The 15,456-nt window shown below is 35.7% G+C and carries 15 protein-coding genes; 7 read left to right on the forward strand and 8 right to left on the reverse strand.

Annotation, left to right across the window (positions count from 1 at the left end; genetic code table 11):
* The coding region (locus Q1J40_RS01575; protein WP_301098280.1) for a metallophosphoesterase at positions 1-1,140 on the reverse strand (1,140 nt) is incomplete at its 3' end.
* 191 nt (positions 1,141-1,331) lie between these two features.
* On the opposite strand from Q1J40_RS01575, the gene ettA reads away from it, so the two are divergent.
* Entirely contained in the window at positions 1,332-3,002 is a 1,671-nt protein-coding gene (ettA, locus tag Q1J40_RS01580; RefSeq protein ID WP_301098281.1) for an energy-dependent translational throttle protein EttA, read from the forward strand.
* A gap of 45 nt (positions 3,003-3,047) precedes the next feature.
* Positions 3,048-3,374 carry a Grx4 family monothiol glutaredoxin gene (gene grxD / locus Q1J40_RS01585; RefSeq protein ID WP_301098282.1) on the forward strand — a complete coding sequence of 109 codons (327 nt, stop codon included), beginning with the start codon at positions 3,048-3,050 and terminating at the stop codon, positions 3,372-3,374.
* Positions 3,375-3,452: 78 nt separating this feature from the next.
* Here the strand turns inward: grxD and Q1J40_RS01590 are convergent, their stop codons facing one another.
* Genes Q1J40_RS01590 through Q1J40_RS01600 form a run of 3 tightly spaced genes read right to left on the reverse strand, consistent with a single transcriptional unit; the run spans position 3,453 to position 8,071 of the window.
* Positions 3,453-5,954, reverse strand: a complete 2,502-nt coding sequence (locus Q1J40_RS01590) for a GIY-YIG nuclease family protein (RefSeq protein ID WP_301098283.1) — start codon at positions 5,952-5,954, stop codon at positions 3,453-3,455.
* Positions 5,947-7,467 carry an Eco57I restriction-modification methylase domain-containing protein gene (locus tag Q1J40_RS01595; protein WP_301098284.1) on the reverse strand — a complete coding sequence of 507 codons (1,521 nt, stop codon included), beginning with the start codon at positions 7,465-7,467 and terminating at the stop codon, positions 5,947-5,949. Before Q1J40_RS01595 ends, Q1J40_RS01590 begins: the two co-directional genes overlap by 8 nt.
* Positions 7,448-8,071: a DNA methyltransferase gene (locus Q1J40_RS01600; RefSeq protein WP_301098285.1), complete on the reverse strand. Its 624-nt coding sequence runs from the start codon at positions 8,069-8,071 to the stop codon at positions 7,448-7,450. Before Q1J40_RS01600 ends, Q1J40_RS01595 begins: the two co-directional genes overlap by 20 nt.
* Before the next feature lie 142 nt (positions 8,072-8,213).
* On the opposite strand from Q1J40_RS01600, the gene Q1J40_RS01605 reads away from it, so the two are divergent.
* Complete coding sequence (locus Q1J40_RS01605) at positions 8,214-8,627, forward strand: hypothetical protein (protein WP_301098286.1); 414 nt, start codon at positions 8,214-8,216, stop codon at positions 8,625-8,627.
* Positions 8,628-8,721: 94 nt separating this feature from the next.
* On the opposite strand, the gene srmB is transcribed toward Q1J40_RS01605, so the two are convergent.
* The 3 genes from srmB to Q1J40_RS01620 are packed head-to-tail and all read right to left on the reverse strand — an operon-like array spanning position 8,722 to position 10,948.
* Complete coding sequence (srmB, locus tag Q1J40_RS01610; RefSeq protein ID WP_301098287.1) at positions 8,722-10,047, reverse strand: ATP-dependent RNA helicase SrmB; 1,326 nt, start codon at positions 10,045-10,047, stop codon at positions 8,722-8,724.
* Between the two features lie 47 nt (positions 10,048-10,094).
* Entirely contained in the window at positions 10,095-10,532 is a 438-nt protein-coding gene (gene rimI / locus Q1J40_RS01615; protein ID WP_301098288.1) for a ribosomal protein S18-alanine N-acetyltransferase, read from the reverse strand.
* On the reverse strand, positions 10,529-10,948 hold the full coding sequence (locus Q1J40_RS01620; RefSeq protein WP_301098289.1) for a DNA polymerase III subunit psi: 420 nt from the start codon (positions 10,946-10,948) through the stop codon (positions 10,529-10,531). The genes rimI and Q1J40_RS01620 overlap by 4 nt, the downstream gene beginning before the upstream one ends.
* 83 nt (positions 10,949-11,031) lie before the next feature.
* On the opposite strand from Q1J40_RS01620, the gene Q1J40_RS01625 reads away from it, so the two are divergent.
* The 4 genes from Q1J40_RS01625 (at position 11,032) to ychF (ending at position 14,716) form a co-directional block, all read left to right on the forward strand.
* Positions 11,032-11,913, forward strand: a complete 882-nt coding sequence (locus tag Q1J40_RS01625) for a VirK/YbjX family protein (protein WP_301098290.1) — start codon at positions 11,032-11,034, stop codon at positions 11,911-11,913.
* 34 nt (positions 11,914-11,947) lie between these two features.
* Positions 11,948-12,937 (forward strand): 16S rRNA (guanine(1207)-N(2))-methyltransferase RsmC, encoded by a 990-nt coding sequence (gene rsmC / locus Q1J40_RS01630; protein WP_301098291.1) that lies wholly within the window; start codon positions 11,948-11,950, stop codon positions 12,935-12,937.
* 73 nt (positions 12,938-13,010) lie between these two features.
* The gene (gene pth / locus Q1J40_RS01635) at positions 13,011-13,595 is read left to right on the forward strand and encodes an aminoacyl-tRNA hydrolase (protein WP_301098292.1); all 585 of its coding nucleotides are present in this window, start codon (positions 13,011-13,013) and stop codon (positions 13,593-13,595) included.
* A gap of 29 nt (positions 13,596-13,624) precedes the next feature.
* Entirely contained in the window at positions 13,625-14,716 is a 1,092-nt protein-coding gene (ychF, locus tag Q1J40_RS01640) for a redox-regulated ATPase YchF (protein WP_301098293.1), read from the forward strand.
* A gap of 60 nt (positions 14,717-14,776) precedes the next feature.
* Here the strand turns inward: ychF and Q1J40_RS01645 are convergent.
* The coding region (locus Q1J40_RS01645; protein WP_301098294.1) for a TIGR01777 family oxidoreductase at positions 14,777-15,456 on the reverse strand (680 nt) is incomplete at its 5' end.

Genomic DNA, 15,456 nt, shown 5'->3' on the forward strand with positions numbered 1-15,456 from the left:
GTTTACATTTAGGCGTTTACCTTGCTCTTCATACATGCCTGCCCAGTATTTATATTGCCATCTTGCAGGACTCCACTTGATAAAGCCTTCAATTTCAATACCCAATTGCATACCATGAGTATGACCACTAAGAGTTAAATGAATATTTTTATCTTGTGGTAATACTACATATTCCCAATGGGTTGGATCGTGACTCATTAGGATTTTGAAGTCATTATCATCAATGCCTTCAAGTGCCTTATCTAAGTTGCCATGTTTTGAATAATGGCCGTATCCCCAATTTTCTACGCCAACTAATGCGATTCTTTGTCCATCTTTTTCAAGATAGCGGTGCTCATTTAATAATAAATCCCAGCCCATCTCTTTTTGTAATCGTTTTAATGTCTCAAGATTTTGAGCTTTTGCTTGAGGAGTCGCCCAATTTGAATAATCCCCATAATCATGGTTACCTAATGTTGAAAAAACACCATCTTTTGCTTTAAGTTGGCTGAACATATCTTTCCAAGGTAAGATTTCTGAAGCGATGTTATTAACAAGATCGCCAGTAAATAAAATGACATCACTTTCTTGTTGGTTAATTAAATCAATACCATATTGAATTTTTTCTCGGTTATCGAAACTACCACAATGGATATCTGATATTTGAGTCAGCGTATAACCTTCAAATGCTTCGGGTAGATCATCATAATAAAGCGTATATTTCCACACTTTATAGTTATATCTACCTTTAGTGATTGCATAAATCATTGAGGCAAAAGGTACCATTGCTAAACCTAACGCCATCCAACTAATAAATTTTCGTCTTGAAGGTAAAGATGTTTTTGCGCCGGGATTCGGTTTCTTACGGAATAGTCGCAAGAAAATCCGTTGAATATCTTCTAAGAATAATACCAAGGTTACGGTTATAAGAGTGAGTAGCCAAATAACTAGCGCAGCAATAGAATAGAGTTGAATAGTATTCCAAATAGATTGAGTTCGGAAAGTCCATTGTAAAATTACATTAAGTGGAATAATAATCGCCACTAACCAAAATAGGTAATACCATATTTTAGAAGCTTGTAATGTTTTTAATACCTGACTCACATAAAAAGACAGGATCAAACACACCGGAATAAATACTGTAAAAAGATAAATCATCATATTAGTTAAATATTATATAGAGGTAATGCTTCATTGTGACAAGCTTACTAATGCAGAGTTCCTCCATAAATTATCTTTATGTTATAAATTTGTAAAAAAAACTTAAGGTTATATCTTATATGTTTTCAATTCCCACTCAAGTCAATTTCAAGTAGAATATATAGTAATTTTTATCAGAAGGAATAAATGTAATGTCCACACAATTTGTTTATACGATGCATCGTGTTGGTAAGGTTGTACCGCCAAAACGACACATTCTAAAAAACATTTCTCTTAGCTTTTTCCCAGGAGCTAAAATTGGGGTACTTGGTTTAAATGGTGCAGGTAAATCAACCCTTTTACGTATTATGGCAGGTATCGATACGGAGATTGAGGGTGAAGCTCGTCCTCAACCGGGGATCAAAATCGGCTATTTACCGCAAGAACCAAAACTTGAACCACAACAAACTGTGCGAGAAGCAATTGAAGAGGCTGTGGGTGAAGTTAAACATGCTTTAACTCGTTTAGATGAAGTTTATGCATTGTATGCAGATCCTGATGCTGATTTTGATAAATTAGCAGCAGAACAAGCAGAATTAGAAGCAATTATCCAAGCACACGATGGACATAATTTAGATAACCAATTAGAGCGTGCAGCGGATGCGTTACGTTTACCAGAATGGGATGCCAAAATTGAGCATTTGTCAGGTGGTGAACGTCGTCGTGTAGCGCTTTGCCGTTTATTGCTAGAAAAACCAGATATGCTGTTGCTTGATGAGCCAACTAACCACTTAGATGCGGAATCTGTAGCATGGTTAGAGCGTTTCTTACATGATTACGAAGGTACTGTGGTTGCAATTACCCATGACCGTTATTTCTTAGATAACGTAGCGGGTTGGATCTTAGAGCTTGACCGTGGTGAAGGTATTCCATGGGAAGGTAACTATTCTTCTTGGTTAGAGCAAAAAGAGAAACGTTTAGCCCAAGAACAAGCAGCTGAATCGGCTCGTCAAAAATCTATTGAGAAAGAATTAGAATGGGTTCGTCAAAATCCAAAAGGTCGCCAAGCGAAAAGTAAAGCACGTATGGCACGTTTTGAAGAATTGAATAGTGGTGAATACCAAAAACGTAACGAAACTAATGAACTCTTTATTCCACCAGGTCCACGTTTAGGGGATAAGGTTATCGAGGTTCAAAACTTAGTTAAATCTTACGGGAACCGCACCTTAATTGACGATCTTTCATTTAGTATTCCTAAAGGGGCTATTGTGGGTATTATTGGAGCAAATGGTGCAGGTAAATCCACTTTATTCCGTATGCTTTCAGGACAAGAGCAACCAGATTCTGGCTCAATCACACTAGGTGAAACTGTAGTAATGGCATCAGTTGATCAGTTCCGTGATGCTATGGATAACAGCAAAACGGTATGGGAAGAAGTGTCTGGCGGTTTAGATATTATGAAGATCGGTAACTTTGAGATCCCAAGTCGTGCTTATGTAGGACGTTTCAACTTTAAAGGTGTTGATCAACAAAAACGTGTTGGTGAATTATCGGGTGGGGAACGTGGTCGTTTACACCTTGCTAAGTTATTACAAGTGGGTGGGAATGTATTGTTATTGGACGAACCGACTAATGATCTTGATGTCGAAACTCTACGTGCATTAGAAAATGCTATTTTAGAATTCCCAGGTTGTGCTTTAGTTATATCACATGACCGCTGGTTCTTAGACCGTATCGCTACGCATATTTTAGACTACGGCGATGAGGGTAAAGTAACCTTCTATGAAGGTAACTTCTCAGATTATGAAGAGTGGAAAAAGAAAACATTTGGTGCAGAAGCAACACAGCCACATCGTATTAAATATAAACGTATTGCAAAATAATTAATGGCAATCGGTTAAACAAATTTCTAAAACATGAGGTAAACAATGGAAACGATTGATAGAATCAAAAAACAAATTAGCGAAAACCCAATTCTTCTTTATATGAAAGGATCGCCAAAATTCCCTTCATGCGGATTCTCTGCTCGTGCAGTAGAAGCAGTAATTAATTGCCAAGTACCATTTGGTTATGTGGATATTTTAACTAATCCTGATATTCGTGCAGAATTACCAAAATATGCAAACTGGCCGACATTCCCACAACTTTGGGTTGAAGGCGAGTTGATTGGTGGAGCTGATATCGTGATTGAAATGTTCCAAAAAGGTGAATTACAAACTCTATTAAAAGAAGTCGCAGAAAGACATCCGGCATAACTTTTTAAAGTTTAATTAGCAAACGACAAGCGGTCAGATTGGTAAAATAATTTACGGATCTGACCGCTTTTATGATATTTATTTTATCATCTCATATTCAACTTTAGCAATGGTTGTATCGTATAAACCGATATTATCTTCATTGTGTTTTGATATACCTGAATAACTCAAGCTTGCATCTTCATAGCGTTTAAATTTATAAACTGCATCATTCATTATGCCACTATTGAATAAATTTAATTCAACAAGTAAACTAAAATCTTGCTGTGTTAATCCTGTTACTTTACGAAATAATTCAGGTTCTAAATGTGTAATGACATCTTTTAACGAATATTCTCGATAATCGGTTAGGTACATAAAAATAGGAATTCGAGTAGCGAATTTGATCAATTTTTCTTGTACTTGTTTTCTTAAACTGCGTTCTTTTTTTTCTTCCTCTGAAAGCGTTTTCTTTTCTGATTCAGAAAGTTCTTTTTCATTGGCTTCTCGTTTGGTTTTTTTGATACTTTCTGATTTGTTGATAATCGTTTCGATATCTTGATTTAATGCTCTAAATCCCTCTATATTCATTAAAGCATTCATTGCTTCATTGTTAGCACTTAATTTCTTTAACGTTTCGTTATCAACATTAACCAGTAAGGCACTTTCCCAACGGCGAGCAAGTAAAGTCGCTGTTGTTCCACTCATTGCCATATCGAGAACACCAGCAGCATCCATAGCTCGCATAGCACTGCCATCATAAGAAAGAATGGGTAAGAATTTGATAAAATCGGCAACTTTCTGTTCTGGGTTTTTATCTTCTGTATTTAACCTAAAGCAATAACTGGAAATTTGCTGTAAGGCTCTATCTGGGGCGAAATCAAAGATATAGCAATTTTCTTTGATAATTTGTATGTCATTTGGGTCATTATCGTTATGCCCTCGCAATACCCAAGGTGTTTGAACACGAAAAGCAGATTGGAAATAGGTTTCTGGGCTAGATAAATTGCGTAGCATAAATATTCCAGACCAAGCAGATACAGACACACCAGTAGTTAATTTTCCACAAGTGAGAGTAATTGTTTTAGTTGTTAAGGGATTCTTACCCATTGCTTGTTTCACGGGAATAAGAGCATCTGCCCCAATCCCTGCTTTATTGCCTGCGGCAACCACAATATCATAATCGTGGTAGAATTTATTCTGCGGTTGTTTCAATAAATTAGACATTGCGTAACAAGCAGAAACATTAGGTAAAAACCACAATGTATGGGATAAACTCTTTAATAACCGAGTATCGCCAAATGGCATAGGCGGTTTCTCCGCACCTAATTTTAGGTTTTCAATGAGTGTTTCTCTCAAGTTTCCTCTAATAAGATCTAACCATTTTTGAACATCATTTTCATATCTAAATTTGGCTTTATCTTCCTTGCCTGAGGCATCAAAAAAACTGTTTAAATCAAATTCGTTAAATTCTCCCTTAAGGGCGACTTGCCGAATATCTTCAGGTAGTTGATAAGTCATCATAACCATTCTAGGTAATGAAAGGTAAGGATTATCAATTCCTTGCCAATTTAATTTAGCTTGTTGTTCATCGGAGTAAGTCCAGTTGAAAATTTGCTCTTCAATAAATTCGCCAGACTGAATAGCTTTAAATGGCGTACCAGATAAGTAAAGATAATGATCTGTTGTAATCGGTAAAATATCTTCGTTAAAATATTCAGGTACGTCCATTTCCATTTCTGCAATTTCTTGCGAAATCTGTTTTTGTTGCTCTTTTTCTGAATCAGCAAATAGATCTTTAGATTTTTCTCGCCAAGCTCCATAGTGATATTCATCAAAGATGACACAATCCCAGTTTATTGCGTGTACCCACTCATTTTTGAGCTTGATTCCACCGCTTTTATTTCTGCCTAAATAATCTTGAAAAGAACCAAAACAGATTTGTGGATATTCATCATTTGAGTTCCATTCTTCCTCTTGGGTAACGAAATTCCAATGTGTAAAATCTATATGGCTTTCTAGATCTTCTTGCCACGCACTTTTTACTGCTGGTTTAAATGTTAGGACTAAAATACGTTTCCACCCCATTGCTTTGGCTAATTGATATGCAGCGAAAGTTTTACCAAATCGCATTTTTGCATTCCATAGAAAATGTGGTGTTTTATCTTGATTATGAATATCTTGCTTGAATGAATGGAAGTAATTTACAGTTTTTTCGACCGCAGTTTTTTGTTCTGGTCGCATAGCGAAAGAAAATTGGCGTTGTAATTCATATTTCTTGCCTGTTTTGATTTCTAATAAGGCATTTTTCACTGTTTCTAGGTTACATTCAAACCATTCCCCTTCAATACAGGCAACACCTTTATTTTTAAGTAATTGGTGGACATCATAATCTTTAAAGAATGAACCATCTTCACGTTGCGCAATTTCATCAAGTACAATTTTATAGCTTTGATGAGGTAATTTTATTGGATATTGTTCAGCTACACGCTCTTGTACAGAACGAGTGGTAAAGCCTATTTTTAGATGATTAGGATAGCGACTATCCTCATAGGCATAAATTTTAGGTGTACGTAATGGTGTTAAATAATGGTTACTCATTATCGTTCTCCATTGGTCTTATCATACTTTCAATATAATCAATTTCTTCTGTTGTTAAGCCATATTTGGCATAGAGTTTCTCATCACTCCATTCTTGATTGAAATCTTGCATAGGTATTAACTCATAGACTTTTTTTGTTGCATCTTGAGTATTTTTTTTGAGGGTCAGCATAAAGTGAAAAAAACGGGTTTGTGTATAACTGATGACATTTTCACAAATCGTTTTATTTTCAAAAGGTCCAATGATTAGATAGGTTTCTGTACAGGCTGTATTTAATCCTACATAAATTGGTTTTACCCAATCTGTTTTGGCATCTCCAGAACCAATGGCTTTGGGAACTAGAACCTTATGTGTATCAATTAACTGTTTATTTTTGGGAATATCTTCCCTTTTTATATAACCAATCCCTTTATTTTGATAAAGCGTAACGTTGTTATGTGTTGAATAAGGTGTGGGTTTTCCTTTGGTTTTGGTATCCAATCCAAATGGTTTTCTTGAACTTACTAGAGAACTAAAACTATTTTCTTTGCGTTGTGCTATTTTGTGTAATATTTTTATTGCTTGGTTATATCGAATAAAAATATCAAGATTTTCTTCTTTTAAGGGTCTTGGCATTTTAGAAATTAATTCATTATTTTCGTAGGTATGGACCAAACAATCTCCTAGATAATCTTTTTGCCATAAAAAATAGCAAACTCCACCTTTAATCTCGACACCAGTAAAACAATCTTGAGAATTAGGATAATCGTGTAATTCTTTAATATGCTTATCACTAAGCATTGTTTCCCTAAATTGATCAAGCCATTTCCCCCCAGCATACCAACGAGCAGGGATGATCATAACTAGAAAGCGTGGATTTAATTTTTTAGCTTGTTCAACAAATAAATGATAAATGGGCTTTGCACTGGCTTGAGCACCGCCATCACTCAGTTGATAAGGGGGATTGCCGATAATAACGTCAAAGTTCATAGGAATATTTTTTATAATGGTTTGGATAGGTTGATGAATAAAGGCATAAGCGTGATTTTCTAAATGATTTTCCCTTTCGTACACCGTTTTACTTGCTCCACAATGGATACAATGATCGCCTTCCCATTGATGAGCTTGAGGGGAGTAGTAAATATTGCCTTGTTCATCGTTAAATTCAGTACACAATGAATAGTCGGTGTTAGCGAACCGAGAACAATATAAGCTACGGCGAGCAAGTAAAGCGGTAAGTTCCGTTATGCCTAATGCAAAAATTTGTTTTGTGAATATATGGTTAATTCGCTCTTGTAAATTAGGAATTGCTTGTTCTAATCCAACCAATAAGCGTTTGGCGATTTCTCGTAAAAACACGCCTGATTTTGTGGCAGGATCTAAAAATGTGGTATCGGGAGATCTAAAAATTTCAGGTGGTAAACGATCGAGCATTTTGTTTGCTAATTCTGGAGAAGTAAAAACCTCATCATTAGATAAATTAGCCAAACAAGACAGCACATCAGGATTATAGTTAATTGATTGGTTGAGCATTTTTAATATCCATAAAGTAGCAAGAAAAGTATTGTTGAACTGATTTATATGGAGAGCCTGATTGTGCAATCAGATATTGATATTCATAATCGTGCCTTTTGATTGACCATTTTCTTGGTTGATTCACAGGGCTCCATTGGGAAAAAACGATAGGCCAATTTGTTTCGACGAAAGTCATTTTTAACGCATCGCCTAAAATAATATTTTTTTCTAGAATAAATTTGATGATTTCTGCATATTCATTACTGATATTGCGACTAAAAATAAGGTTATATTTTTCTGCTAACAGATTAAATAATCGTGTACGGCAGGTTTCTACGTTATCTTGTAAAAGTTCTATTCCATAAAGTGATGCAATAGCTATAACAGATTGAAATTCAAATTCTTTTTGTGATTTGGCTAATGTTTTAGCGATAACCTCTAATTTTCTTTTTAAGATTTCTAGTAAAAAATTACCATCTCCACAAGCTGGTTCAAGAAAGCGAGAATCAACTCGAATCGTTTCATTTTTAACTAAATTAAGCATCGCATTCACTTCTTCAGGGCGAGTAAAAACTTCCCCGTGATCTGACACTCTTTGTTTTGATTTTATTTGTTCAGACATTGATTAAAACTTAAAAATGTAACTATTACTGTAACTAATAATGAATTATTGTAACTATTAAAGTAACTAATCTCAATAGTTACGTGATTTTTAGGTAAAAGTTTTAATTTTTTAGCTGTAACTTAAGTAGGAGTATGCAGCTATGGATCAACGGAAAGAATTTGCTAAAAATTTAAAAGCCATCTTAGAGAAAAAGGGGATTGAGCCAAAAGCCTCAGTATTAGAACGAGAATTTAATTTACATCATTATGGTAAACCTATTAGTTCGCATGCCGTAGCAAGATGGTTACGAGGGGAGGTCATTCCTTCTTTTGCCAGAATTAAAACTTTAGCCTCTTGGCTTGATGTGCAGGTATCGGAGTTAGTATCAGAGGATATTGCTTATAAAATTAATAAAATTGAGCAACAAAAAGAGCCAACAGAACATATTTGGAAAATGGCTGCAAGTTATCAAGATCAATTGTTATTTGAAACGTTTTTAAATCTACCTCAAGAGCAAAAAAAGGCAGTAAGAGAAGTGATTATTGCCATGCATAAGGCTTATAGAGAAAAGTAAAAACAAGATGACAAGCGGTCAGATTGGTAAAATAATTTACGGATCTGACCGCTTGTTGTTTATGTGTAATTAATTTGCTTAACTCTTTTCAATCTTAGCTTTCGATAGTTGCTGAACTTGGCTTTCTGCGTTTGCCGATATTTTTTGTATCTTTATGGCGGATCTTAGATTTTTTCTTAGCTGCCTCTTTTTTCGCTTCTTTCTTTTTCTTGATACGGGCTTTTTCTTTTTTCGTGGTGGTATTGAGATCGCCATCTTTCGGTGCTTTAGTTCTTGGTTCTAAGCCTTCGATGGTTCTTGGTTTAAGCACTTCATTAGTGTAGCGTTGAATTTTGCCTAATAGTTTGTAGTCGTGAGCTTCCACTAGAGAAACAGCAGAACCTTTTTTACCTGCACGGGCGGTACGTCCAATACGGTGAAGATAGGTATCGGCACTGTATGGCAAATCAAAGTTAATCACAAAATCGACATCTTCAATATCAATGCCTCGTGCTGCAACATCGGTTGCAACCAAGACATGAACGACACCTTCTTTTAATCGTGTAATAGCTTGAGTACGTTGAGTTTGTGCCATTTCCCCTTCAAGATAAGTCGAGCGAATACCTCTTTTGCGTAGTGTGTCGCTTAATTCTCGAACATCATCTCGGCGACGAACAAAAACGATTCCTCGCTCGATTTCAAAATTAGTAATTAAACGGGCTAAGAGTTTTGTTTTATGTTCAACATTATCTGCGTGGTAATACCATTGTTGAATCTTTTTGCGTTCACGGCGACTTGGTTCGGCATCCACTTCAATTGGGTTATCTAAAATTCGCCCCGCAAAATCTGTCAGTAATTCTCCTTCAAGCGTAGCGGAAAATAACCACGTATATTTTCTCCAACGGGTTTCTGCGGCAATGCGTTCTGCATCTTGTCCAAATCCCATTTGTAACATTCTATCTGCTTCATCAAAAATAAGAATTTCCACTGAACGACAATCGAAGTTTTCTTCTTTAATGTATTGTAATAATCGCCCCGGTGTTGCCACGACTAAATCTTGGTTGGTGTTAAATACTTCGCCATGATTTTGGTAAGCAACTCCACCTGTAATGGTAGCAATATTTAGATTCGTAAATTCACTTAAAATTTCAGCTTGCTCCGCAACCTGCATGGCAAGTTCACGAGTAGGGGTGAGGACTAACACTCGTGGTGGACCGGGTTTGCGGCGAGGGTAGTCAAGTAAATGCTGGATTGCAGGTAATAAAAATGCAGCGGTTTTACCTGTACCCGTTGGGGCTGAGCCAAGGACATCACGTCCGTCTAATGCTGATGGAATAATCTCTTGTTGGATTGCCGTTGGGCGTTTGTAACCTTTTTTAGTTAAGGCTTTTAATAATTCAGGACTTAAATCAAGTTCTTCAAATGTTTCAATGGTGTTCATAGTGTTCTCATGTAATGACGGCAGTTTTCATCATAAAGTGAATGGAGTTAAATATAAAGTGCCATAACGATCGCATTTTCTCGTTCGCCATTCGGTTTTGGGTAATAATTTTTACGAATTGTTACTTCATTAAAACCAAGGGCAGTATATAAATGCTGTGCTGTTTGATTAGACTCTCTGACTTCGAGCCAAAGTGTTGCAATATTTTGTGTTTTTAATTTTTCAATCAATCCTTGCAATAATTGTTTGCCATAACCTTTTCCTTGATAAGCGGGATCGACTGCGATATTGAATAAGGTTGCTTCATCTAAAATCGTTTGGCAAATAGCAAAGGCAATAATTTTTTTATCAATAGATAATTTCAAATTGAGATAACGCTCACCTTGATTGTTTAGTAAAGTTCCTTTATTCCAAGGGGTAATATGAGCCTGTTGTTCAATTTCAAATAAGCGGTCAAAATCGCTAGAAGTGATAAGTTCGATCACGTATTTTCCTCTAAATTAGGGCAAAAGGATTCTATTTGTCGCCAAAATTGACGTTTTTGTGCAGGCAATGAAAGCTCATTCCAATTGGTTTGATACCAAGCGGTGAGATTTGCATATTTTTTTGCAAATAATTCATGATTTGAGTTTTCTTGAATTACCCAAAAAATAGGGCTGTGCTGGAAGTTGAGTCTCAGTGATTGTGAAAAATTGATCCATTGATATTCTTCATGGCTAATGTTCAGAGCCAATAAAATATCTTGGAATCGTCTGGTTTGTTGATAATCTTCATCACAGACAATAACGAGCTTGATGTGATCTTCTAAGCGAATTTGAGCATCCCCTTTCAAAACCTGTGGTTTTGTTAATATCCATTGGGGGATATTCATTTCATTTAATAGTAAATCACGTCGATTCATATGCTTCCTTATAAAATATTAGGGAATAGTAGCAAAAGTTGATAAAATGCGGAAATTGTTTTTGTAATTAGATGTTGTAATAAATGACACCTCAATTTTTATTTCCAAGTTATAAAGAATTACATCCTTATAATAAAAGAGTTTTAAAGAGAATTCGTAATTTTTATCGTTACCACTTGTATAGTTTGTGGTGTTATGCAGAACGTAAACAATTTGAATCTTACCTCAATCATAATCCATTATGGATACCTGTTTTTACTGATATGCCTTACCGCTGTAACGCGGTTTTGAAAAAATTTTGCGATAATCGTTTCAATAAAAAACAACGAGTTGAAGCTGTTATTAATAGTCTTGCTATGGCTGAGAGTAAATTTGGAAGAGAGCTGGCCAGTAAGTTAGTTGAGCAAAAAACAGTATTGCTTGCACAATTAACCGAAGAATTAAGTCTTTATTTGAATCTCAACAAAATTGATCCTTTTGAAGGATTTTTTTCCTTGAATATTAGGAATAAAGCTGATCAAAACGTTTATGATGCCTCTTTTACTTTTTTACAACCAAATTTGTTATTAATTGCATCTATTCAAGGACCTAAAATGGAAGATGCTAAAGAGGTAGTGAAAGGTGTAACAAAAGCTCTCTTTGGTGCAAGGCCTATGTTTTTATTGGTTCATGCATTTCAGATTTTAGCCCAAACTTTAGATTGTGAGTTAGTAGGTATTGCTCATAAATATCAAGGTAAATATCGTTGGAATGATCATTCTAGATTATTGTTCAATTATGATGAATTTTGGCAAGAAAACCATGCTGAAAAAAATAGTAGAGGATATTGGAAATTACCTCTAACTTCAGAACGTAAACCATTGGAAGATATTGCAAGCAAAAAGCGTTCAATGTACCGTAAGCGTTATGAAATGTTTGATAAGTTAGAAGAAAATGTTATTCATGTTTTAAAGCATCATGCTTAAACCTGAGTATTAAAACGTAAAAAATAGGAAAAATATGTTATCACCTGAGAGTGAAGTACTTGAACGCCATTTAGCATTATTTGAAAATAAAAACATCTTGTTCTTTGGCTATATAAAAGATCATTTTGCGGAAAGCATTCGTAAAAATAGTCAAAGTGTAGCCGTGTTTAGCAGTTATTTTGATTATGCTAATCAATATGATAAGGCTGAATTCGGATTACTTTGTGAGAATACTGCCGATTTAGCAGTATTTTATTGGACTAAGAATAAGCAAGAATGCCAATTTCAACTTTTTCAATGGTTATTTAATGCACCTATTGGGCAAGAAATGCTGATTATTGGCGAAAATCGTTCTGGTGTGCGTTCGGTTGAAAAAATGCTTGAGCCATTTGGGGATATTGCCAAAATTGATTCCGCTCGTCGTTGTGGGTTGTATCATTTTGCGTTGCATACTCAACCTGAGTTTAATTACCAAACTTTCTGGAAATCTTACCGCTTGCAATCACTTAATGTGTTTGCTTTACCAGCCGTATTTAGTTCCGCAGAGTTAGATAGTGGTTCGCAATTATTGCTTTCTACTTTTGATAAAGCGGATCGATTAAAAGGTAAAGTGCTAGATTTAGGTTGTGGGGCTGGTGTCATTGGTGGATTTCTAAAACAACAGTTTCCGAAAATTAAGCTTACGATGTCTGATGTACACGCAATGGCAATTGAATCAAGCAAACGTACTTTGGCTGAAAATGAATTAGAAGGTCAGGTTGTAGCAAGTGATGTGTTTTCTCATATTCCAGAGCGATTTGATTTGATTGTGTCTAATCCTCCATTTCATGATGGGGTGGATACAGCATATCAAGTAGTAGAATCTTTAATTTTACAAGCTAAACAACATCTAAATAAAGGTGGAGAACTGCGCATTGTTGCCAATGCTTTCTTACCTTATCCTGATTTATTAGATCAAGCCTTTGGTTCACATACTCTGTTAGCTAAATCAAATAAATTTAAGGTTTACTCGGCAAGGGCTTAAGGCTTGTTAAGTCGGCACTTTTTTCCTACAATACCGCCCTTATTATTTTTGTTCAGTATTTTAGGATAGACAAGTGTCGCAAATTAAGTTGATTGTTGGATTAGCCAATCCTGGTACAAAGTATGAAGAAACGCGTCACAATGCAGGGGAGTGGTTAATTAACGAAATCACTCGTCAATATAGTGTTTCATTGAAAGAAGAATCAAAATACTTTGGTAAGGTTGCTAAAATTAATAGCGCTCAAGGTGAAGTGCGTTTACTTGTACCAACAACATTTATGAATTTAAGTGGTAAAGCGGTCGGAGCTTTGGCAAATTTTTATCGCATAAAGCCTGAAGAAATTTTAGTGGCGCACGATGAATTGGATTTACCTCCTGGTGTAGCGAAAATTAAGCAAGGTGGTGGTCATGGAGGCCATAATGGGCTGAAGGATATCATTGCAAACTTGGGAAATAATAAAAATTTCTATCGTATCCGAATTGGTATTGGACACCCTGGTCACAAAGATTTGGTCGCAAGCTATGTATTAGGCAAACCATCACCAACTGATAAGTCATTAATTGATGCAGCCGTTGATGAAGCGGGACGTTGTATGGATATTTTATTCAAAGAAGGCATTGTCAAAGCAACAAATCGTTTGAACGCATTCAGGGCATAGCCATTTAACAGTAAAAAATAGGAAAAATTATGGGATTTAAATGTGGTATCGTAGGTTTACCAAATGTAGGTAAATCAACGCTTTTTAATGCATTAACAAAAGCAGGTATCGAAGCGGCCAATTATCCGTTTTGTACAATTGAGCCGAATACTGGTGTCGTACCAATGCCAGATCCTCGCCTAGATGCGTTAGCAGAAATTGTGAACCCAGAACGTGTATTACCTACTACAATGGAATTTGTGGATATTGCAGGTTTAGTGGCAGGTGCAAGTAAAGGTGAAGGATTAGGCAATAAATTCTTAGCGAATATTCGTGAAACGGATGCTATTGGTCATGTAGTTCGTTGTTTTGAGAATGATGATATTGTTCACGTGGCAGGGAAAATCGATCCCCTAGATGATATTGAAACAATCAATACAGAACTTGCTCTTGCAGATTTAGATAGCTGCGAGCGTGCTATCCAACGTTTACAAAAACGTGCAAAAGGTGGCGATAAAGAAGCGAAATATGAATTATCTATTATGGAAAAAATCTTACCTGTACTAGAAAATGCAGGTATGATCCGTAGCGTTGATTTAGATAAAGATGAATTACATGCAATTAAAGGTTATAACTTCTTAACACTAAAACCAACAATGTACATTGCTAATGTAAATGAAGATGGTTTTGAAAATAACCCATATTTAGATAAAGTGCGTGAGTTTGCTGAAAAAGAAGGTTCAGTTGTTGTGCCAGTGTGTGCATCAATTGAAGCAGAAATTGCAGAATTAGATGATGATGAAAAAACAGAATTTTTACAAGATTTAGGTATTGAAGAACCGGGTTTAAATCGTGTAATTCGTGCAGGATATGCATTATTAAATTTACAAACTTACTTCACAGCGGGTGTAAAAGAGGTGAGAGCTTGGACGGTAGCAGTTGGCGCAACAGCACCAAAAGCTGCAGCAGTTATTCATACTGATTTTGAAAAAGGATTTATCCGAGCAGAAGTGATTGCCTATGAAGATTTTATTCAATATAAAGGTGAAAACGGTGCAAAAGAAGCAGGCAAATGGCGTTTAGAAGGAAAAGATTATATCGTTAAAGATGGTGATGTAATGCACTTCCGCTTTAATGTATAGTAAAGCTAGATGTGAGAAAGGGAGCAATTTGCTCCCTTTTTTGTACCTAATTGCTTTAGCTTAAAGAAAAACAGTTTCTGACAGTTTGCTATCTTTAAAAACAAAACCTTCATCAAGCAATTTTTGAGGGATAAGCGGTTGGTTATCTAATAATAATTGTGAACGTTCTCCAAGAATCATTTTTAATATGATTTCAGGGATATTAAAAAATGCAGGGCGTTTTACTGTTCGAGATAATATTCGATTAAATTCAGCATTTGTAATAGGTTTAGGAGCAACAAAATTGTAAGCCCCTTTTGAGTTTGAATTATTTAGTAAAAATAATATTGCATCAATATGATCTTCAAGTGAGATCCAAGCCCAATATTGCAAACCCTTTGCTAGTTTTCCACCAAGACCTAATTTATATAGTGGCAACATTCTTTTTAATGCACCACCTTCCCTATTTAACACAATACCTGTCCTAATTATACACACTCGTGTTTTTTCGGAGTTTGCCTCAAGTGCAGTATTTTCCCATTCTTCACATAACTGTGCAGCAAATTGATTGCCACAAGCGGTCTGTTCGTCATAATATTTTGCAATAGGGGCTTTAGGTAGATCTCCATAAAAGCCTGTAGCAGAACCAGAGATAAAAGTGTGGGGAGGATGCTCACTTTTTTTGATTAGATTGACTAATTGTTGCGTAATATTGATTCGGCTAACACGCAAAATTCCTTTTTGTTTTTTTGTCCATTTTT

It is taken from the genome of Otariodibacter sp. (assembly GCF_029256985.1).
In the GTDB taxonomy this organism is placed as follows: domain Bacteria; phylum Pseudomonadota; class Gammaproteobacteria; order Enterobacterales; family Pasteurellaceae; genus Otariodibacter.

Bases quoted from the DNA above. Each gene is read 5' to 3' on its own strand.
- ettA (WP_301098281.1), top strand. From the start codon at position 1,332: ATGTCCACACAATTTGTTTATACGATGCATCGTGTTGGTAAGGTTGTA.
- grxD (WP_301098282.1), top strand. From the start codon at position 3,048: ATGGAAACGATTGATAGAATCAAAAAACAAATTAGCGAAAACCCAATT.
- Q1J40_RS01590 (WP_301098283.1), bottom strand. From the start codon at position 5,954: ATGAGTAACCATTATTTAACACCATTACGTACACCTAAAATTTATGCC.
- Q1J40_RS01595 (WP_301098284.1), bottom strand. From the start codon at position 7,467: ATGCTCAACCAATCAATTAACTATAATCCTGATGTGCTGTCTTGTTTG.
- Q1J40_RS01600 (WP_301098285.1), bottom strand. From the start codon at position 8,071: ATGTCTGAACAAATAAAATCAAAACAAAGAGTGTCAGATCACGGGGAA.
- Q1J40_RS01605 (WP_301098286.1), top strand. From the start codon at position 8,214: ATGGATCAACGGAAAGAATTTGCTAAAAATTTAAAAGCCATCTTAGAG.
- srmB (WP_301098287.1), bottom strand. From the start codon at position 10,047: ATGAACACCATTGAAACATTTGAAGAACTTGATTTAAGTCCTGAATTA.
- Q1J40_RS01620 (WP_301098289.1), bottom strand. From the start codon at position 10,948: ATGAATCGACGTGATTTACTATTAAATGAAATGAATATCCCCCAATGG.
- Q1J40_RS01625 (WP_301098290.1), top strand. From the start codon at position 11,032: ATGACACCTCAATTTTTATTTCCAAGTTATAAAGAATTACATCCTTAT.
- rsmC (WP_301098291.1), top strand. From the start codon at position 11,948: ATGTTATCACCTGAGAGTGAAGTACTTGAACGCCATTTAGCATTATTT.
- ychF (WP_301098293.1), top strand. From the start codon at position 13,625: ATGGGATTTAAATGTGGTATCGTAGGTTTACCAAATGTAGGTAAATCA.